Raw genomic sequence first — 18,966 nt, forward strand, 5'->3', positions numbered from 1 at the left:
CGGGGGCTGATCCGGACCGGTGCTCCGGGAAAACATGCGGCTGTCTCAGACCAGCCCGGCTGTCTCAGACCAGTCCGGCAGACCAGCGCAGCCGCAGGCTCTCCTCCAATTCCTGCTCGGCGATCCGCCGGCCAATCTCGGCCAGCTGATCCTGGAGCAGGGGAATCCAGCGGTTCTCCACGGCACGCTGCCGGGTGCGGGTGGCGAGCAGTTCCCGGGACACCAGGAGCAGAGCCCGTTCGGTGCTCGCCGCAGTGACCGCGGCCTGCAGGGCCTCCCGATGCGCTGCGTCGGCATAGGCCAGAGCCGAACTCCCGCCGGTCGGCGACGGATCGGGGAGCAGGCACTCGGCATCCTGCGGATAGGAAATACCCATGGCACCGCCCCACCGAACCGTTACCCGCGCGGGGTTATCCGGTGCTGCCTCCATGATGCGGTCATCACCATCCAAACCCGCGCAACGCTGCAGCCACACGGCCGCCCGGCGGGCCTGCTCTTGCCACGCGAGGCGGGCGGCATCGGCCTCCTCCTGCAGCCCGTCAATCGCGAGCCGGAGAATGCGCTGCTTGCGGTCCAGCAGCTCGGCACCCCGGGTGGCGGTGGCCAGACGGCGCTCGACATCGGCCTTGTCGGCGCGGCTGCCGGTGCTGCGGAACCCGCTCACAGCGAAGCACCGCCTTCGGGGCCGGGCAGATACTTGTCCAGGAACTCCGCGGAGAGCATGTTCAGCTCCCGCCGGGGCAGCAGTGACAGTGCCTGCCAGGCGCGTGCCATGGTTTCGTCGAAAGTCCGCAGCTCGTCCCTGCCCTGGTTGAGCAGGTCATGCTCCACCACGTTGCGGAACTCAATGTAGGCGTTATCGGTCTCGCTCAGGGCTGCCGTGCCCACCAGTTCGGCCAGCTCCGCGGCGGACCGCGCACGGGCCATCGCCGAGAGAATCTGGGCGGCCACGTCCAAGTGATCCTCCCGGGTGCGGCCTTTCCCCGCGCCGCTGCGCATCAGGCGGGACAACGAGGACAGCTCATCCACCGGAGGGTAAATGCCCCGCGCGTCGACGTCCGGATCCAGGACCACCTGGCCCTCGGTGATGTAACCCGTGAGGTCGGGAACGGGATGGGTGATGTCCCCGGCCGGCATGGTCAGCACCGGCACAATGGTCACCGAGCCTTCCCTGCCCTGCACCCGGCCGCAGCGCTCATAGAGCGTCGCCAGATCGCTGTACAGGTAGCCGGGATAGCCGCGCCGGGCCGGAATCTCCCGCCGGGCAGCGGAGACCTCGCGGACTGCTTCGGCATAACTGGTCATGTCCGACATGACCACCAGAACGTCCGAGCCGTGGTCATACGCCAGGGACTCGGCCACGGTCAGGGCAATGCGGGGGGTGAGGATGCGTTCGATCACCGGATCATCGGCGGCGTTCAGGAGCAGCACCAGCTCACCGGCGGCGGAGCGTTCCTCCAGCCGGTCCCGGATAAAGGCAATGTCCGCGTGCGTCATGCCCATGGCTGCAAACACCACCCGGAACGCCCGCCCGGAGGAGGTGGTGGCCTGTGCTGCAATCTGCGTCGCCAGGGTGAGGTGGGGCAGGCCGGGAACCGAGAAGATCGGCAGTTTTTGTCCCCGGACCAGAGTGGTCAGGGCATCGATGGCTGAGATGCCCGTAAGCACCGGATCCTGGGGAGGCTCGCGGTACACCGGGTTAAGCGGCCAGCCGCCCACCGGCATCGGCGTTCCTCCGGTCACCGGGGGGCCGCCGTCGAGCGGTTCACCGCGCCCGTTGCATACCCGGCCAAGCCACCCGGGGCCTGCGGGAACCGCCAGCGGGCGGCCAGAGAAACGGATCTCAATGCCGCCCAGTGACATGCCCTCGGTGCCTTCGAGCACCTGCAGGGTGGTTTCATCCCCGTCCACCTCAAGCACGAGACCATGCCGGTCCCGCTGGCCGCTGACCGCAACGGTGGCGAACTCGTCCCAGCCCACCCCCTCGGCATCGCCCAGCACCAGCAACGGTCCGCGCAGTTCCCGCACACCGCTGTGCCCCACGCCGGGAATGGCGGAGGCCGGCACCCGGCCGGTGGCATTGGTGTCCGTGGAGCCGGCAGGCACCGGATTTGCCCTGCTGTCATGTGCCGCCATTGATGCCTCCCGAAGATTCCCTGCCGGTATCTGCGCGGTCCGGTCCTGCACGGTCCGGTCCTGCACCGCCCAGTTGCTCCAACCGGCGCAGAAACTCGCGTCCCTGCGTCCAGACGCCGTCTGCGTCGGTGGGCCCGGTGGTTTCACGCAGCCGCAGCACAGGTGTGAAGTCCACGCGTTCGACGTCGGCTGCCGGGACACCGCGCGCCACCAGTGCCTGGCACGCATCCACCACGTCCAGCACAATCTGCAGCAGTGCCGACCCCTTTTCAGCCGATGAGTAACCGTCATTGGGGCTGAGCGCGTTCTGCAGCAGGACGCCATCGCGCACCAGCCGCCCGCCCAGCAGCACCATTTGCTCATGCCCGGGCAGGGACGCGGTGCCGATGATCTCGGCCAGGGCGGTGAGCCGGTCCGCTTCGGAGAGCAGCAGAGTGGCCGAAGCCCGGCGCTGGGCCCACAGCGGATCTCCGTTCGCTGTGTGCCAGCGGGCCAGAGCCTCGGCATCACGGGCGAAGGAGCCCCGCCAGCTGACGGCCGGATAGTGCCGGGAGTAGGCGAGGTCCCGGTCCAGCACCCACAGGGAACGAACAAAGCGCTGGGTGTCGGTGGTCACCGGTTCGCTCATGTCGCCGCCGGGAGGGGAGACAGCGCCAATGACGGTGACCGACGCCGTCGCGCCCCCGAGCGTGCGCACCCGCGCCGCCCGCTCGTAAAAGGCGGACAGTTCGCTGGCCAGGGAGGCGGGATAGCCCTCCTCGGCCGGGAGGTCGCCGTTGCGGTTGGCGAACTCGCGCAGGGCCTCAGCCCATCGGGAGGTGGAATCGGCAATGACGACGGCGTCGTACCCCATGTCGCGGAAGAACTCGGCCACGGTGACGCCGCTGGCAATGGAAGCCTCCCGGGCCATCATGGGCATGTTGGAGGTATTGGCGATGATCACGGTCCGGTCGATCAGTTTGCCTCCGGTGCGGGGGTCGTCCAGATCGGAGAGGCCGTCCAGCACGTCCGCCATTTCGTTGCCGCGCTCGCCGCAGCCCACATAGACAATGACGTCGGCGTCGGACCACTTGGCGATCTGCTGCAGGGTGAGGGTCTTTCCCGTGCCAAAGCCGCCCGGGACGGCCGCTGCCGAGCCGCGGGGGAGCGGAAAGAGCAGGTCGAGGACCCGCTGTCCCGTGTGCAGGGGCAACGCCTCGGTCAGGCGCTCGCCGAAGGGCCGGGCGGTATGCACCGGCCACTGCTGGGCCAGCGGCACCTCCACCCCGTCAACGCGTGCCACCGGATCGAGGGGATGGACGGAACCCTCCGCCAGCCACTGGACAACGCCGGCGACGGCGGGCGGCACCATCACGCGGAACTCCACGGTGCCCGCCCCCGGGACCGTGCCGATGATCTGCCCGGGCTGCACGGTGTCTCCAACGTTCACCGAAGGGGTGAACTCCCATTCGGTTTCCAGCACCGTCGGATCTTCCGCCGAAGCCTGCCGGTCCTGGGTCAGCCACAGGGGAGCGGAGGACAGCGGACGCAGCAGCCCGTCAAACACTGTTCCCAGCAGTCCCGGCCCCAGCAGTCCGGAAAGCTGGTGGCCGGACCGTTCCGCCGGGTCGCCGGACTTCAGTCCGCCGGTGTATTCATACGCCTGAAGCGTGGCATTCTCTCCGTTGATCGCCACTACCTGGGCGGAAATCCGCTCCGGACCGATGGCCACAATTTCCAGCATGGACAGTCCCTGCAGGCCTGTAATCTCCACCAGCGGTCCGCTGACCCTGGTGATGGTTCCTGTTTCGAGTCCGGAACTGCTGCCAGCGGTGTTCACTCGGCGTCCCATAACCGGTGCACCTCCCCGGCACGGTTTTCCAGCGCCTGTGCTGCCAGCGCGGGCAGGGAGAAGTCCAGATGCCTGGATCCTGCCGTTGCGGTCACCCCGCCCTTGTAGCTCTCTGTCACTGATGCCATGGGTCCCAAGATGCTGTCCGCCCGTTCGGTGAGGATTCGCAGCAAACGCGGATACCGGGGATCACTGCGCAGCTCCTGTGCCTGTTGCTGGACTTGTTGGATCAGTTCGGCGCGGAGGGCTTCCTGCTGTGCCAGGACGGTGCGCCGCGCCTGCCGCCGGATGCGTGCGGACCGTCCGGCAGCTTCCGTGCGGGCAGCTTCGCGGCCCTGCTGTTCAGCGGTTTTCCGGATCTCGTCCGCTTCCGCCCGGGCGGTGCTGAGAATCGCGTCGGACTGGGCCCGGGCATCCTCGGCCAACCTGCTGGCCTCTTTGTCTGCTCCGCGCCGCAGGGCATAACGGACCGGTTCAAGGGATGCTTCGGATCCGGAGGGAAGCCGGCTCATCAGGGCATCACCGCCGTCAGGGGAGAGATGGGCTCATTAATCTGCTCCGCCAGGATTCGTGCGGCGCCCGGTGTCAGGATCACGGCAGACACGGTGTCCGGTAAGCGGGACCAAGCGGCTTTGACCTCCGCGTCACCCGTGGCCGGATAGAGGACAGCGCCGGCAAGCCGGAAACCCTGAAGCAGCGCCGGCTCCCCAAGGGCGGCCACCGTTCCGGAGTCGTTCATGCCTGCCCGATCAGGATGATCGAGATGATCAGCCCGTAAATGGCGATGCCTTCGGCCAAACCCACCACCACCATCGCCCGGCCAAATATTTCCGGCCGTTCGCTCATGGCGGCCAGGGCCGCTGATCCGGTGTAGGCCACCGCAATGGCCGCACCAATCGAGGAGCCCGCGACGGCGATCGCGGCGCCGATCAAAGCGGCACCACTGCTGTCGCTTCCCTCAGTGGCCATGGCGACGGCTGTGGATGCGGCGCCGCCGTCGCCCACTCCGGCAGTTGCCGGTGCAGCGTTCAGCGCCGCGGCAAAGAGGGCCAGCGCCCCGGCCATCAGCAGCGCGTTGAGGCCCAGCAGCGCCTTGATGCCGGTGCGTCTGTTGCGGCGCATCAGCGCTACGGCCCCGACGGCGAGCAGGACAACAAGGATAAGGACCAGCGGAAGGCCGGCAAACCAGGGGCTCATGGGTGACGCCTTTCAGCTGGGGATGCAGATTCGTCGGTTTCGGGATTCCAGGGCCGGAAGCGCCGGCCTTCTTCCTGGAAGACGCGGGAAAACAGTTCGTAATACTCGAGCCTCAGGGCCTGGATTCCGGCCACCAGTCCCTCAAGGGCGAAGGTGAGGATGTTGCCCAGAAGGAAAACCAGGACGGCCAAAACCGCCCGCCAGTCCGGAGCCCACAAAGCGGTGGTTGCCTGCCACACCACTCCCAGGAGGGCAGCGTGTGTGAGTCCGAAGGCCGCCAATCGGGCAAAGGAGACCAGGTTGGAGCCCAGCTGGACCACGCTGTCGACCAGCTCCACGCTTGCCTGCAGCCCGCCCGTCGCGCCACCTCCGGACTCGGTGAACAGTCCAATGAACATGAGCACCAGGGCAATCAGCGCGGCCACCCCGGCGATCACCAGGATCACGGTATTGGACGCGAGCAACCCCCACGCCAGCAGGCCGATGGCGGCGAACAGAAGTGCTCCGGCCAGCCCGGACCGTGCGTACAGGGCGTAGCCCCAACCGCCTTCACGAACGCGGTTGATGGTGCCCAGGGTGTAGGCCCCGGCCAGCAATACCGCACCGAGCACAACGGCGGCAACCAGCAGCGGAATGGGCTCCTCCAGCGGTTCCAGCCACAACACCGGGATGACGCCGGTGGGACCGAAGAATTCCCCGTAGAGGAAGCCGAAGAATACAGCGGACAGTCCGGCGCCGGTGATGAAGAGCCAGGTCCGGCGGAACCGTTCCAGCCAGGGAACCTTCAGGAACCGGATCAGCAGCCCGGCGATGGCCAGCAGGGCACCCTGTCCGGCGTCCCCGAACATCACTCCGAACATGACCACGTAGGCCACCCCGGCGAGCCGGGCCGGATCAAGATCCGCGTACGGCACAGTGGTGTAGGTGTCCACAAGCAGGCGGGACAGTGCGGGCACCTGGCGGCGGCGCCGCTCGTCGCCGGTCAGCAGTGTAGGCGGCTGCGCACCCTGCGGCCTCCGGATGACGACGGCGGAAGCTCCGTGCGGTTCCAGCGCCGTCTGAAGGTCCCGCAGGGCCCGCGACGGCGACCAGCCCACCAGGCCCGCCACGGGACCGTGGACGACGGCGGCTTCCGCTGCCCGCGTGTACTCTTCCGGTCCGGTCCCCGGTTCATACGGCAGATCAAGTTCCACGGCTTTGCTGCGGGCCACCTCGGTCAGCATTTCGTGCCGGGCCTGAAGCGGGGCAACCAGTGCCACCCGCTCCATCCGCACCGGACTCAGGGTTTCACGCCACGGCATCAAGCACCTCGCTGTTTCCGGCGTTCACTGCGGCAGCAGCCAGTGCTGCCCGCACACGCCAGGCATCCACGGCCAGAACAGCCATGGCACCCAGAACAACGTCAGGACCGGGCAAACCCGCCCGCAACAGATGAAACCCGTCCATTTCCACCCGTGCCGCCAGCAGCGCTTCACCGCGCCAGAGTTCGGTGGGGATCTGCAGTGAGTCCAGCGCCTGCGCCGGTCCCGGGGGAAGGGCGGCGCGCAGGGCGTCAGGGTTGTCGGCGCCCACCCAGCCGGTTCCAATCAGCGGCCGCAGCAGCGACAGCAGCCGCTCTCCGGGGGAGGACCTGTCAATAAAGACCAGCCGGGCACAGAGCAGGGCAGCTGCTGAAGCAGCCCAGGAACGTGCCGGCTGTGCCTCGTTGGCAAGCCGTCGGAGCCAGACCATGGTGAGGACATCGGACAGTGCAGCGTCCTGCCCGGGATCGCCCCACGGGGAAGAACTCAGTGCGGACCGCAGCTCTTCCACGGTGTTGGCTGTTTGAAGCCGGGGCCATGCTGTTGCCAGCCCGCCAAGGTCAAAGGGCTGAAAGTCCTCGCCGGACCTGGAACTGCGACCGGAACCTGCCCCGGTGTCCGGGCTTGACCCGGTACCTGTGCCTGCTCCGGTACCCGTGCTTGGGTTCGGGATGTCCTGACGGGTTTGGGCGGTCTGCTCCCGCCGCAGCTTAAGCTCAAGAGACAAAATGTTGTCGGCTTCGAACACGGCAGCGGCAGAACGAACCAGCCGCGCACCTCCGGCCGGGAGCCAGCCGGCAAGGACCCTCAACTGCCACAGGACTGTCCTGCGCGTGGCACGCTGTGCCTGGGCCAATGTTTGAACAAGCTCCAGCTCATCCGCATAGGCTGTAACGGCAAGACGGTCCAGGGCGGCCTGCAGGTCCGGCGAGGCGGCGATCCCGCGGCAGGTCCCCGCGCCGACGCGGCGCTGGGCCATGGACCGCGCACGAACGGAGGCCGCGACCCAATCTGACCTCATGGGGCTGCGTCATTTCCGTGCTCATCGGCGTCCGCGGTATTTGCCTGATCTGCGCCGGAGCCAAGCAGATCGGAAACCAAATCCGCCACAATGGCAGCGGCCAACTGCGGCACGCGGGATTTACCCCGGCGTTTCAGTGCCGCTGCCTCTTCGTTTGCCTGGCCGAGCATCTGCTCATCCGAGGCAACAGCTTCCCGCGAAACGGCTGCCGCGGCGTTGGCACGGACAGCGCCGCTGTCCATCCGGGCCTGCTCCACCATGGCTGCAGCCTGGGTTCGTGCCTGGGCAACCGTATCTGCTGCCCTCGCAGTCGCGGAGTCCACCAGAATCCTGCCGTCGCGGATGGTTGGGTCCAGCGCCTCAAAGACCGGAACAAGTTCGGCTTCGGGGCCCTGATCATCGCCTGCGGGTACTCCGGAAGGGCCTGCAGGGCCGGGTGCTCCCACAGGCCGGAACCGATCGAGCAAGCTGTTGCGTGCCATTCATGCACCTCCTGGGAAGCAGTAGTGCTGCGTGTGCCTCGAAGCAGACCGGGTCTGTCGGCATAACGGCCGGGAGCGGGGATTGAGGCGACCTTTTTCGCTATCCCCCGGGGGCGCCGTCGCCGTCTCCGGTTGCATCAGCTTCGGAAGCCTCGCCGTGCTGAACAATGTCGCCGTCCGTAAACAGGATTCCCCGTGCAATTTGCCGCCACAACGGGGTCCGGCGAAGCAGGAACTCGAGCTCCATGCTGAAGTGCTTGAACTCTTCGCCCAGGGAATCGTGCATGATGGCGCGGGACTCGGCATCGGGCTCAACAGCCATGCGCTGGACATACCAGCCAATGGCTTCAGCTTCCTCGCTCAGGCTGGCGCACATTCGGGCGAAGGTCCTGGTTTCAGCGGGAAGTTCCGATGGCGGCTCGTGGTACTGCTCTGTGCCCATGCTCGTCTCCTGGTGCGGCCGGGATGCGGCCATGGTTCCGGCTCGGTCGCGTTATGCCCTGTCCTTCGAGGTTACGGTTGGGTCTGCGGGGAAACAATGGTCGGCCCTTCGGCCTCCTTGGATAGCATGCAAAAGGCCCGGATGCAGCGTGCTTCCGGGCCTTGGAAAGCGGTATTCGGGTCAGGCGAGCCGCCCGTAAGCGGACGCGAAATGCACCAGGGGATCAGCCTCGTCGTCGGCCGAAGCACGCCGTCCCATAGCCGCCACTTCACCCACCACCAACTGGTGAGTGGCCGCCGTCGTCACCTGCGTGGTGCGGACCTCGAACCAGGCGATGCAGCCTTCTATGACGGCGGCTCCGGTGACGGGCCCGCGGCCGTAGTCAACCTGGCTGAGCAGTCCTTCCAAAGGAGATCCGGGACTTGCCAGCCAATTTGCCGTGCCGCGCTGGCGGGCGGAGAGCAGGCTCAGCGCCCAGGTTCCGCTGTCCACCACGGCCTCGGCGATCCGCGACTCTGCATAAAGACTCACCAGCAGCGTTGGCGGGTCGTAGGAAACCGAAAGGAAACCGCTCACCGTGGCCGCGTAGTCCCGGCCCCGCAGGCGCGTGGAAACCACAGCCACGCCGGAGGCAATATCAGCGCTGAGCAACCGGTAACTGTCGATCGCCTCATCGGTAACTTCCGCGGAGGGAATCAGCTCTCCCGGGAAGACGCCGTGCTCCACGGTGGAGCTACTTGGCGCCGTCTGCGGAGGCGGACTCCGACGGAACCAGCTTCACGGAGACGGAGTTGATGCAGAAGCGCTGATCGGTGGGCGTATCAAAGCCTTCACCCTCGAACAGATGGCCCATGTGGGAGTCACAGTTGGCGCAGCGGACCTCGATCCGGTCCATGCCCATGCTGCGGTCATGAAGGTAGCGCACCTTGCCTTCTGACAGCGGGGCAAAGAAGGACGGCCAGCCGCAGTGCGAATCGAACTTTTCACTCGAGGTAAACAGTTCGCTTCCGCAGGCCCGGCACTGGTAGACGCCGGCAGTCTTCGTGTCCCAGTACTCGCCGGTGTACGGGCGCTCGGTTCCGGCCTTCCGCAGGACCTGGTACTCCTCGGGGGTCAGTTCCTCACGCCACTGATCATCTGTCTTTTGCACGGGCACGGTTCCGGTAGTCTCTTTCGTCATATCCGGGTCAACGCTTAAGAGTCGCCAATAAATCCCGAGCCCGAGTAGAGGTGCAGCACCGGCACCCCCAAGCGTTCCTGGGCTTCGTTCGCCCAATCGGTCCGGAACGTGTCCTCTACGGCGTGCGGCGTGGTGATCACGACAACCTGCTGTGCGTTCGTTGCCTTCGCAGCGGCAACCACTGCCTGGACCGGGTCGTCTCCCGTCACTGAGCCGCCGGCTTCCAGGCCTGCCGACGCCAGCAGTGCCAGCGATTCGCTCAGCTGAACTTCGGCAGCCTTTGTCTCCTGGTCCTTCGTGGGTTTTCCACCGGTCAGGTCGCGGAACGCTTCTGCAAACTGCAGCAGGCTCAGGTTGTCCAGCACATCAACGAGCAGGTTGCGTCCGGTATCGGCCGGTACCAGCACCTCAAAGCGGGCCGGGTTGTCCTGGACCAGATACCGCAGGTTGGTGATGTCCACTTCATTGAGGGACTCTTCGGTCAGCACCACGATTGTTGCAGTCATGCGGCCAGCTTACGTGATGAAAAACCCCTGGCCGGGGACTCCTGACACTCTGCGGTCATCCGGCGCTGGCTCCGGTCTGCAGGAAAGAGCGGTAGTCCTCATCTGCACTTTCGAGGACCCGCAGGACGTTTTCAGAGGCAAGTTTGTTGAGGTCATCGTTATTCCAGCCGCGGCGTGAAAGTTCAGCGAAGAGGTTCGGATAACCGGCAACCGTGTCCAGCCCTTCCGGCATCACATCCGAGCCGTCGAAGTCCCCGCCAAGACCAACACCGTCGATGCCGGCGACGGACCGCACATGGTCCACATGGTCTGCGACGGCACGGACATCCACGGGCGGCATCGGGCCTTTCTTGCCGCCGATCGACCAGGCACTGCGTTCGGCACTCATGAACGACGGCACGAAGGTCACCATGTGAACACCACCGGTCTCTGCCACGCGCCGGATCACGTCGTCGGGGACGTTGCGCAAATGGGGATTGACTGCATAGGCTCCGGCATGGCTGTTGATGACGGGCCTGGTCGAGACGTCCAAGGCATCGTGCATGGTCTTGACGGAGGTGTGGGCCAGATCCACCAGCATGCCGATCCGGTTCATTTCGGCAATCACCTCCCGGCCGAATCCGGTGAGTCCGTTGTTTACCGGGTCGCCGGTGGCCGAATCGGCCCAGCTGCTGCTGGAGGTCCACGTCAGGGTCATGTAGCGGGCACCCAGGCGCGCGTAACTGCGCAGCACGGCGAGTGAACCGTTGATCTGGCCGCCGCCTTCGACCCCGATCAACGAGGCAATGAGACCGTCCTTCATGCTCCGGCGGACTTCGTCTGCTGTAGACGCGAGACGAAACGTTTCGGGATACCGGGCGGCCATGCGGTGCACAAAGTCGATTTGTTCCAGCGTCGCCTGGACCGAGTCGGCACCTTCGATGGCGCTGTGAACCCACACCGACCAGAACTGTCCCGCAACACCGCCGTTCCTGAGGGCTGGAATGTCGGTGTGCAGGCTGAGCTTGTCATCTTCCATTCCCTCCACGGAGTATCCGCGCGCAGTGCGTGACGTCCAGGGAAAATCATTGTGCCCATCAATGACGGGAATGGGTGGCAGGCGGTTGGTGCTCATGGGTGGCTCCCTGCTGGATGGGACCGGTTTGCGGATACTGCGGAGCGTAGTGCTTGTTCGAACCAGTTACATCCGAGGCCAAGGTGAAAGTTGGCGGGGCAGGGAAGCAACCGGTCGCGGGTCCGATGAGCGCCGGCAGGTTTTCCGGCATTTTGCAGCTGCTTGAGGCAGGACGGTGTGGCGCCAGCGACATTTGGCCTTCCCGCGGCATGGGTGCGCAGCGGCACGACGAAGCATCGGTAAGAATGGATGTATGCCTATCTCGATCCCCGCCCTTTCGTTCCCGGCTGTTTCCGATGTTCCTGCACCTCCAACTGGAATTTCCGCCCCGTGGATCAAGTGGACGGCATTCGGTGCCGGGGTGGGCGCGGCCGCAACCACGGCACTTTTCGCCGCGACGTCGGGCCTGGGTGTCTATTTCGCCCGACAGGTGGTCACCCCTCGCCGGACCCGGGACGCCAATCTGGAGATCCTGGCCGTGTTTGATTCGGAGCACGGCAAGCAGATCATTCTGCCGGCCAATGAGGACACCACGGTGGACGGAACCTACAGCCTGTATTTCGACGGCGGTGAGGGCCACGCGCGGATAGGTACCATCCGTTCCTACGTGCCGCGTGAAGGAACCGTCCAGCGCGACGTCGAAGAAATCTACAGCGGAGATCTTGCCAAAGCCGTGCGGGGCTGGTGGAGCGGTGCCATCTATCCCTCGCCCGCCGCCGTCGGCCTGGCCGAGGAGGAAGTCCAGGTTCCCGTGGACGGGGGCATGGCACCGGCCTGGCTGGTCCGGGCTGATCAGGAAGCCGCCACCTGGGCCATCATGGTGCACGGCCGCGGCGCGCAGCGGACCGAATGCCTGCGCGCAGTGCGCACCGCCCGTGCGGCGGGCCTGACGAGCCTGCTCATTTCCTACCGGAACGACGGCGAAGCACCCTTTGCGTCCGACGGCCGGTACGGCCTGGGCCTGACAGAATGGCACGACGTCGAAGCCGCCATCCGGTACGCCCTGGACCACGGTGCCAAGGATGTTGTTCTGTTCGGGTGGTCGATGGGAGGAGCCATCAGCCTGCAGGCCGCCGACCGCTCTCCGTGGAGCCGGCATATCCGCGCTCTGGTACTGGACGGTCCGGTCATCAATTGGGTTGACGTGCTGGCCCACCATGCCCGTCTCAATCGAATCCCGGCGCAGGCCGGACGGCTGGGCCAGTGGCTGATCTCCAATACGGCAGGCCGGGCGCTGACAGGTCTTGCCGCACCGCTGGACCTCAAGAGCATGGACTGGGTTTCCCGGGCGGACGAGCTCCGGATTCCCACTCTGATTCTGCACAGCGAGGACGACGAGTTTGTTCCCTGCGGTCCGTCTGCGGAGCTGGCCGAGAAGAATCCCGGAGTGGTCACGTTTGAGCGCTTTTCCAAGGCCGGCCACACCAAGGAGTACAACGTGGATCCCGAGCGCTGGGAAACCACCGTGTCGGTATGGCTCAACAACATCCTGGGCCGTACCCGGCATCCGGCTGTGCGCCGTGCTGAGGAACGGGGTTAACAGCCTTACGCCGGCGTAGCCGCTATGGGCGCCGTGAGGGCGGAGGTGAGCCGGATCAGGTCAAAGGGCGAGAGCCCGATCTGCAGTCCACGCCGTCCGCCCGAAACATAAACGGTGTCCAGCAGTTCCACGCGGTTGTCGATTCCCGAGGGTGAGGGATGTTTCTGCCCCAGCGGCGATATTCCTCCCACCACGTAGCCGGTGCGCCTCTCCGCCTCGCGCCGGTCAGCCATTACGGCTTTGCGCGCACCCATCAGTGCGGCGAACTCCTTCAGATCGAGGTTCAGTGCCACCGGGACCATGGCGACGGCCAGCCGTCCGCCCAAATCCACCATGAGCGTCTTGTACACGATTTTCGGCGGCAGCCCGAGCTTTTCCGCCGCCTCCATACCGTACGAGGGCGCCCCGGCGTCGTGCTCATAGTGACGCACCGTGTACGGAATGTTGGCTTCGTCGAGCAGCCGAGTGGCCGGCGTCGCGCCCTTGCCCGAATGCTTGTCCCGGTTCCCTGCCATGGCTGCGCCCTTTCCTCGCTGTGGACTACGGCTGGGCGAGCTTTTCGTGTTCAGCCAGCCGGCGCTTGATACGTCCCAGCATGGCTGACATTCCCCGCATCCGCAGCGGTGTGATGGCCCGCGTGAGGCCCAAACGGTCCGGAACATCCGCCGGCACGGCCAGGATCTGTGCCGCCGGCAGCCCGTTCAGGCCCTCGTACAGCACGCTTGCGAAGCCGCGTGTGGTCGGCGCTTCACGGGGCGCCTTAAAGAACAGGGTCACCAGGTGCTCGGGGGAGTCATCCACATCCAGGCTCAGGAACACGGGCGACTGGCATTCCACCACCTGCTCCATCAATTCGGGGCGGTCCGATATTTCAGCGGGCAGGTCGGGCAGGCTGCGGGAGAACTCGAGCAGCAGTTCCAGGCGTTCGGCTTCCTCCATGGCCTGGAAGTCATCGACAATCTCAGCCAGCTGCTCCGGGATGGACGTTTCGGGGGTGGTGGCACTCATGGGTGGATCTTTCTGCAGATTCTGGGACGTCACAATTAGCTGGGGGCGTTGCCGGGCTCTTCGCCGCGCGCAATCGGCACGCGTACCGCGTTGCCCCACTCGGTCCAGGAACCGTCGTAGTTGCGGACGGAGTCGAAGCCAAGCAGGTGCTTGAGCACAAACCACGTGTGGCTGGAACGCTCACCGATACGGCAGTAGGCCACGACGTCGTCGCCCTCCTTCAGCCCGGCACCTTCCTTGTAAAGCGTCTCCAGTTCTTCGCGCGTGCGGAAGGTTCCGTCTTCGGCGGCAGCCTTGCCCCACGGCACCGACTTGGCGGTGGGGATGTGGCCGCCCTTCATGGCACCCTCATCCATGTAATCGGGCATGTGGGTGCGTTCGCCCGTGTACTCGGCGGGGGAGCGCACATCGATCAGCGGCCCCTTGCCCAGGTGGCCGACGACGTCGGGCAGGAAGGCACGGATCTTCTCGTCGCTGCGTTCGACCACCGGGTAATCCGTGGCGTCAACAACAACCTTGTCAGTGGTCATGGGGCGGCCTTCGGCAACCCACTTATCCCGGCCGCCGTCGAGCAGCCGGACGTCCTCATGACCAAAGAGGGTGAAAACCCACAGTGCGTAGGCGGCCCACCAGTTGCTCTTGTCCCCGTAAATCACCACGGTGGAGTCACGGGTGATGCCCTTGCGGGACATCAGCTTCGCGAACGCTTCGCCGTCCACGAAATCACGCGTATCGGCATCGTTGAGGTCGGTGTGCCAGTCGATTTTCCGAGCGCCCGGAATATGGCCCGTTTCATACAGCAGGATGTCCTCGTTGGATTCAAGGACCACCAAGCCGTCGGCGTCCAAGTTCTCGGCCAGCCACTGCGTGGAAACAAGGCGCTCGGGATGGGCATATTCGGAAAACTTGGAAGCGGTGTCCGGGGCAATCGACATGTGTGCGGCCTCTTTCGGGTTAAATGATTGCTGCCGGACGCGAAAGCGGCGGCACGGGCTTACCTCTAGCCTAACGATATGGGCGGACGAAAACTTCCTGCAGCTGGACCGGCGTCTTGCCGGCCGCCGAAACAGGGCGTCCCGTAACGGGCGGAGACGCCCTCTTGGCGTATCGTTGCAACGGCGGCATTTTGCCGGCGGCGGGCTTGGTACCACTGGCCGCATTACCGTGGGACCCAATATGACGGCTAATAACATCGGATGGACGGAAATTGCGCACAGTGGCACGAGTGGAGCACCTTGCAGAGCGGACTCCCCAGGTCTCGACCGACGAACTTCTCAAGGGTTTTTTCCCCTCGCCCCGGTTCGGTGAAGTTTCCTTCGACAGCTACCGTCCTGACCCCGCGCAGCCGTCACAGGCCAAGGCCGTCAGCGCCATGCGGGACTTCGCCGTCGCCGTAGACGTGCCCGAACCCACCGGCCTGCGCAAGCTCTTTGGTGCAAGAAAGCCTGACTCCAAGGCCGGTTTCTACCTCGACGGCGGTTTCGGTGTCGGCAAAACCCACCTGCTGGCTTCGCTGTGGCACGCTGTTGAGGGGCCGAAAGCTTTTGGAACCTTCGTGGAGTACACAAATCTGGTGGGGGCCCTCTCGTTCCGCAAAACCGTTGAAGCCCTGAGCGCATACAAGCTCGTCTGCATCGATGAATTCGAACTCGATGATCCGGGGGACACGGTCCTGATGTCCCGTCTGATGCGGGAACTGGCCGACGCCGGCGTCAAGCTTGCCGCTACGTCCAACACCCTGCCGGGTTCTCTCGGTGAGGGGCGTTTCGCCGCGGTCGATTTCCAGCGTGAGATCCAGGTCCTTGCCGACCAGTTCGATGTCGTGCGCATTGACGGTGAAGACTACCGCCACCGCGGACTGCCCCAGTCTCCGGACCCCGTGAGTGAGGCTGACCTTAACGACCGGGTGGCTGAAGAGTTCAGCGGCAAGGTTGTTGCCGACGACGAATTCGCCACCCTCATTAACCACCTCTCCACCGTCCACCCGAGCCGCTACCGTCAGCTCATCGACGGGGTGGACGCTGTTGCCTGGCACAACGTCACCACCATCACCGAGCAGTCCGTGGCCCTGCGATTTGTGGTGCTGGCTGACCGGCTGTACGACAAGGATGTTCCGATCCTCGCCAGCGGTGTTCCCTTTGATCAGCTCTTCACCGAGGAAATGATGAACGGCGGATATATGAAGAAGTACTTCCGTGCGGTTTCGCGGCTTACGGCGCTGGCGCGCGAAGGGCAGACCGGAGAAGCTGCTTAACTGCCGGGCTGAAGGATTCCGGCTGGCTGGAGGGACACCCGGCCGGCAGGAAACTCCGGCCGCTGGAAGAGCCCGGCCGCTGGGAGGCCGGAGACGCTCCATAAACGACGAAGGACCTGGTCCCGCCAAAAGAGGCGGAGCCAGGTCCTTTTTGTCGTGCTCTGAAGCTTATACGGCCGGAGGAGTCGGTCCGGGTTCGGTTCCCGTGGCGGGCCCCTGATTGCGGTCGACCTTGTCTACCGCTTCCGAGGCCTTGCTCTGGAAGCCGTCGATCTTGTCCGAGTACTTCCCGCCGGTCTTCTCGTCGACGAATTTCCCCGCGTGACCGATGCCGCCCTTGATCTTGTCGGCGTTTTCACCCACAAGCTCGGTAGCCTTGCCCTTCAGCTCTCCGGCCTTGCCCTTGAGCCCGTCAAATATAGACACGGACCACCTCCTTTCGCAGGGGAAACCATACGTTTCCCGTTCACCACCAATGATAGGCCCGCTGACTATAAGGACCAAGGAGTGGGGCTTTCGGATTTCTGGATTCTGTTTCATGCACTTGACTGTGGTGGCCGGAGCGGATGGAAGTAGGTGTTTCTGAGGGGAGCTTGATAAGGATCCACATAAGTGGGTGGCACGAACCAGGGGACACCGCGCCGGACCCGCACCCGCCATTTCTCCCGGTGGATGAGGTGGTGGTGGAACCCGCACAGCAGGACGCCGTTGTCCGTGCTCGTGGCTCCGCCATGAGAGTGATATTCGATGTGGTGTGCCTCGCACCATGGGGCAGGCGCGGTACAGCCTGGGAAGGTACATCCGCGGTCTCTGGCAATCAATGCCTTGCGAAGATGCGGCGGAAAATAACGGGCCGCGGCACCAACGTCCAGAACGCGGCCCTCACCGCTCAGGACTACGGGGATGATATCCGCGTCGCAGGCGATGCGGCGGATCTGACGAGCCGGAACAGGTCCGGCGAACGCCAGCATTCCGCTTTCGGGAGTTCTGTCCGGATTTGTCCCCGCAGCCTTGGAGCTTCCCGCCCCGGCGGTCGTCAAACGGTCGCCTAGCTGGTCGTAGCCAATGACAGCCAAGACCTGCGGTTTGGACCCCCCGCTGGCGGGAAGCCTGCCGGACAGCAGAGCCAACCGGCACGAGCTTACTAGTCCGTCCAGGCACTTCTGGGGGTAGCTGCGGGGATCAGCCGGGACTGCACGTGGCTTGCCTTCAAGGTCCACGCAGGAGCCCTCAGTGGCCTTGGTGGCATCGACTCGCGGATTGGCCTCCGGCGCCAGCGCTGTCATAAGGGTTTCAAATTGGTCTTCGGTGGCAAATATGTCTATTCGGTGCAGCCCGCGGTATCTCCGGCGGATAAACAATCCCTGCAGCTCGGCTTTTTGCTGCTCGGACGGCTCTGTTCCGTCAGGATCGAGATGATTGATCCAGGCTTGGGCCACTACGTTGAGAACGTCCTGGTCCTGGCTGGCTGCCACTTCAGTCAATGCTGCCTCCATGGCCGCACGATCCTCACGGGTTCCGCAGCCCTGTACGCGCTTCATAGCCATGCTGATCACTTGTGCAGCTTCGCCTGCCAGCCGGCCCTGCCCAGCCCATTCGGCCACCACCGGGAACTCCGGCTCGAGGGTTTCCCCGGAAATGCTTGTTGTGGAAGTGAGCGAAGAACCCAGGCGAATGCGCCTCCATGCTTCTCGCCGACTGATCCGAAGGCGGTGACGCAGGTACTCTGCCGTGTTCTTGAATTCTTGCTCGAGTTTCCCGGACGGGAGGGTCCATGAATCAGTTGCGACGGACGATATCCGCGCGCGTTCGAGGGCAGCGGCGGCGACGATCTGAAGATGGTCGACAAGTCGTGACAGTGACTCAACGTCAGATGCGACGGTTACCAGCTCCGCTGATGACAGGAAGGGAATCCGCTCGTCGAGATCGCGGACAATACGCTGCGCAGCGGGAACCAGACTGCTCAGTGCCGGGATCGGCGGGCTTGCCTGGCCTGCCGAAAAGGAGGGGTGGGTCTCACCTGCGCCTGACCAGGTCTGTGCTTGGTCCTCCGGGGCAGCAGATGCAGCTCCTGTGGTGCGGACTTTCAGATCCTCTTCCATAGACCAAGATTCTCAGTATCAGTCCGCACCATCGAACACATGTTCGAGTTTGTGGAAAAGGGGCGGCCACGGAGCGTCGATCGGCATCTGTGGAGGAGGAAGAGGGCTGTCCGTGGAAGGAACCCAACCGCTTAATCGCAGTTAAACGCAGAAGGAGCAAACCAATTCAATGGCCTGCTCCTTCAAACACCGCTCCGAAGAGCAACTGTGCGAGCGGACGACGGGATTCGAACCCGCGACATCCACCTTGGCAAGGTGGTGCTCTAGCCAGCTGAGCTACGTCCGCAAATCAAGACAACCGAAGTTGTCCGTGCGCGATACTGGGATCGAACCAGTGACCTCTTCCGTGTCAGGGAAGCGCGCTACCGCTGCGCCAATCGCGCTTGAAGCACCAAATCTCCCAAAGGGATTCGATGCAGTCAAGAGAGCGGACGACGGGATTCGAACCCGCGACATCCACCTTGGCAAGGTGGTGCTCTAGCCAGCTGAGCTACGTCCGCAAAAACACAGTTGTGCGCAAAAACGCCAAACTGTAGTGCGCGATACTGGGATCGAACCAGTGACCTCTTCCGTGTCAGGGAAGCGCGCTACCGCTGCGCCAATCGCGCCCAAAGGGCTTGCAAGTCCTCTGTGGAGGTGGGGACGGGATTCGAACCCGCGTATACGGCTTTGCAGGCCGCTGCCTCGCCTCTCGGCCACCCCACCGTGACCGCTGCGTAAGCATAGGCCGACCAGTTAGAATCAACCGGTTTGTACAGTGACTTGCGAGCGGACGACGGGATTCGAACCCGCGACATCCACCTTGGCAAGGTGGTGCTCTAGCCAGCTGAGCTACGTCCGCATGCTGTAAAA

General features: G+C 64.7%; 21 protein-coding genes and 6 tRNA genes. 2 read left to right on the forward strand and 25 right to left on the reverse strand.

Annotated elements, in window-relative coordinates; all coding sequences use genetic code 11:
- Window positions 1-64 precede the first annotated feature (64 nt).
- The 14 genes from CXR03_RS07630 to CXR03_RS07695 all read right to left on the reverse strand — a co-directional run bounded on the left by CXR03_RS07630 (window position 65) and on the right by CXR03_RS07695 (window position 11,210).
- Entirely contained in the window at window positions 65-664 is a 600-nt protein-coding gene (locus CXR03_RS07630; RefSeq protein ID WP_181034525.1) for a V-type ATP synthase subunit D, read from the reverse strand.
- The gene (locus CXR03_RS07635; protein ID WP_104103136.1) at window positions 661-2,136 is read right to left on the reverse strand and encodes a V-type ATP synthase subunit B; all 1,476 of its coding nucleotides are present in this window, start codon (window positions 2,134-2,136) and stop codon (window positions 661-663) included. The genes CXR03_RS07630 and CXR03_RS07635 overlap by 4 nt, the downstream gene beginning before the upstream one ends.
- The gene (locus CXR03_RS07640) at window positions 2,123-3,955 is read right to left on the reverse strand and encodes a V-type ATP synthase subunit A (protein WP_219816209.1); all 1,833 of its coding nucleotides are present in this window, start codon (window positions 3,953-3,955) and stop codon (window positions 2,123-2,125) included. The genes CXR03_RS07635 and CXR03_RS07640 overlap by 14 nt, the downstream gene beginning before the upstream one ends.
- The gene (locus CXR03_RS07645; RefSeq protein WP_104103139.1) at window positions 3,952-4,479 is read right to left on the reverse strand and encodes a hypothetical protein; all 528 of its coding nucleotides are present in this window, start codon (window positions 4,477-4,479) and stop codon (window positions 3,952-3,954) included. Before CXR03_RS07645 ends, CXR03_RS07640 begins: the two co-directional genes overlap by 4 nt.
- On the reverse strand, window positions 4,479-4,706 hold the full coding sequence (locus CXR03_RS07650) for a hypothetical protein (protein ID WP_104103140.1): 228 nt from the start codon (window positions 4,704-4,706) through the stop codon (window positions 4,479-4,481). The genes CXR03_RS07645 and CXR03_RS07650 overlap by 1 nt, the downstream gene beginning before the upstream one ends.
- Window positions 4,703-5,164 carry an ATP synthase subunit C gene (locus tag CXR03_RS07655; RefSeq protein ID WP_104103142.1) on the reverse strand — a complete coding sequence of 154 codons (462 nt, stop codon included), beginning with the start codon at window positions 5,162-5,164 and terminating at the stop codon, window positions 4,703-4,705. The genes CXR03_RS07650 and CXR03_RS07655 overlap by 4 nt, the downstream gene beginning before the upstream one ends.
- Window positions 5,161-6,465, reverse strand: coding sequence for a V-type ATPase 116kDa subunit family protein (locus CXR03_RS07660; RefSeq protein ID WP_104103144.1), 1,305 nt, complete (start codon window positions 6,463-6,465; stop codon window positions 5,161-5,163). The genes CXR03_RS07655 and CXR03_RS07660 overlap by 4 nt, the downstream gene beginning before the upstream one ends.
- Window positions 6,452-7,486 carry a hypothetical protein gene (locus CXR03_RS07665; protein ID WP_146070473.1) on the reverse strand — a complete coding sequence of 345 codons (1,035 nt, stop codon included), beginning with the start codon at window positions 7,484-7,486 and terminating at the stop codon, window positions 6,452-6,454. The genes CXR03_RS07660 and CXR03_RS07665 overlap by 14 nt, the downstream gene beginning before the upstream one ends.
- The gene (locus CXR03_RS07670) at window positions 7,483-7,968 is read right to left on the reverse strand and encodes a hypothetical protein (RefSeq protein WP_104103147.1); all 486 of its coding nucleotides are present in this window, start codon (window positions 7,966-7,968) and stop codon (window positions 7,483-7,485) included. The genes CXR03_RS07665 and CXR03_RS07670 overlap by 4 nt, the downstream gene beginning before the upstream one ends.
- Before the next feature lie 100 nt (window positions 7,969-8,068).
- Window positions 8,069-8,410: a hypothetical protein gene (locus CXR03_RS07675; RefSeq protein WP_104104036.1), complete on the reverse strand. Its 342-nt coding sequence runs from the start codon at window positions 8,408-8,410 to the stop codon at window positions 8,069-8,071.
- A 180-nt stretch (window positions 8,411-8,590) separates the two neighbouring features.
- A complete protein-coding gene (locus tag CXR03_RS07680; protein ID WP_104103148.1) occupies window positions 8,591-9,136 on the reverse strand; it encodes a flavin reductase family protein in 546 nt (181 codons plus the stop codon).
- Between the two features lie 7 nt (window positions 9,137-9,143).
- Window positions 9,144-9,590 (reverse strand): peptide-methionine (R)-S-oxide reductase MsrB, encoded by a 447-nt coding sequence (msrB, locus tag CXR03_RS07685; protein WP_104103150.1) that lies wholly within the window; start codon window positions 9,588-9,590, stop codon window positions 9,144-9,146.
- 14 nt (window positions 9,591-9,604) lie between these two features.
- A complete protein-coding gene (locus CXR03_RS07690; protein WP_104103151.1) occupies window positions 9,605-10,096 on the reverse strand; it encodes a hypothetical protein in 492 nt (163 codons plus the stop codon).
- Between the two features lie 55 nt (window positions 10,097-10,151).
- Complete coding sequence (locus tag CXR03_RS07695) at window positions 10,152-11,210, reverse strand: dipeptidase (RefSeq protein WP_104103153.1); 1,059 nt, start codon at window positions 11,208-11,210, stop codon at window positions 10,152-10,154.
- 253 nt (window positions 11,211-11,463) lie between these two features.
- Between CXR03_RS07695 and CXR03_RS07700 the strand changes: the two genes are divergently transcribed.
- The gene (locus CXR03_RS07700; protein ID WP_104103154.1) at window positions 11,464-12,750 is read left to right on the forward strand and encodes a S9 family peptidase; all 1,287 of its coding nucleotides are present in this window, start codon (window positions 11,464-11,466) and stop codon (window positions 12,748-12,750) included.
- 5 nt (window positions 12,751-12,755) lie between these two features.
- Here CXR03_RS07700 and ybaK read toward each other — a convergent pair whose 3' ends face one another.
- Genes ybaK through CXR03_RS07715 form a run of 3 tightly spaced genes read right to left on the reverse strand, consistent with a single transcriptional unit; the run spans window position 12,756 to window position 14,693 of the window.
- Window positions 12,756-13,265, reverse strand: coding sequence for a Cys-tRNA(Pro) deacylase (ybaK, locus tag CXR03_RS07705; protein ID WP_104103156.1), 510 nt, complete (start codon window positions 13,263-13,265; stop codon window positions 12,756-12,758).
- 25 nt (window positions 13,266-13,290) lie between these two features.
- On the reverse strand, window positions 13,291-13,758 hold the full coding sequence (locus tag CXR03_RS07710) for a SufE family protein (RefSeq protein ID WP_104103157.1): 468 nt from the start codon (window positions 13,756-13,758) through the stop codon (window positions 13,291-13,293).
- 35 nt (window positions 13,759-13,793) lie between these two features.
- On the reverse strand, window positions 13,794-14,693 hold the full coding sequence (locus CXR03_RS07715; protein WP_104103159.1) for a sulfurtransferase: 900 nt from the start codon (window positions 14,691-14,693) through the stop codon (window positions 13,794-13,796).
- 281 nt (window positions 14,694-14,974) lie between these two features.
- On the opposite strand from CXR03_RS07715, the gene zapE reads away from it, so the two are divergent.
- Entirely contained in the window at window positions 14,975-16,012 is a 1,038-nt protein-coding gene (zapE, locus tag CXR03_RS07720) for a cell division protein ZapE (RefSeq protein WP_104104037.1), read from the forward strand.
- A 168-nt stretch (window positions 16,013-16,180) separates the two neighbouring features.
- Here zapE and CXR03_RS07725 read toward each other — a convergent pair whose 3' ends face one another.
- The 8 genes from CXR03_RS07725 to CXR03_RS07760 all read right to left on the reverse strand — a co-directional run bounded on the left by CXR03_RS07725 (window position 16,181) and on the right by CXR03_RS07760 (window position 18,955).
- Window positions 16,181-16,438: an antitoxin gene (locus tag CXR03_RS07725; protein ID WP_104054543.1), complete on the reverse strand. Its 258-nt coding sequence runs from the start codon at window positions 16,436-16,438 to the stop codon at window positions 16,181-16,183.
- A gap of 110 nt (window positions 16,439-16,548) precedes the next feature.
- Window positions 16,549-18,114 carry an HNH endonuclease signature motif containing protein gene (locus CXR03_RS07730; RefSeq protein ID WP_104103160.1) on the reverse strand — a complete coding sequence of 522 codons (1,566 nt, stop codon included), beginning with the start codon at window positions 18,112-18,114 and terminating at the stop codon, window positions 16,549-16,551.
- A 212-nt stretch (window positions 18,115-18,326) separates the two neighbouring features.
- A tRNA-Gly gene (locus CXR03_RS07735) sits at window positions 18,327-18,400 on the reverse strand.
- A gap of 25 nt (window positions 18,401-18,425) precedes the next feature.
- Window positions 18,426-18,497 (reverse strand) — tRNA-Val (locus CXR03_RS07740).
- Window positions 18,498-18,540: 43 nt separating this feature from the next.
- Window positions 18,541-18,614 (reverse strand) — tRNA-Gly (locus CXR03_RS07745).
- Window positions 18,615-18,650: 36 nt separating this feature from the next.
- Window positions 18,651-18,722: transfer RNA gene (locus tag CXR03_RS07750), tRNA-Val, on the reverse strand.
- Window positions 18,723-18,745: 23 nt separating this feature from the next.
- Window positions 18,746-18,819 (reverse strand) — tRNA-Cys (locus tag CXR03_RS07755).
- A 62-nt stretch (window positions 18,820-18,881) separates the two neighbouring features.
- Window positions 18,882-18,955 (reverse strand) — tRNA-Gly (locus CXR03_RS07760).
- Window positions 18,956-18,966: the final 11 nt, after the last annotated feature.

Origin of the sequence: Arthrobacter sp. 08Y14, assembly GCF_002929455.1 — a bacterium.
In the GTDB taxonomy this organism is placed as follows: Bacteria; Actinomycetota; Actinomycetes; order Actinomycetales; family Micrococcaceae; genus Arthrobacter_B; species Arthrobacter_B sunyaminii.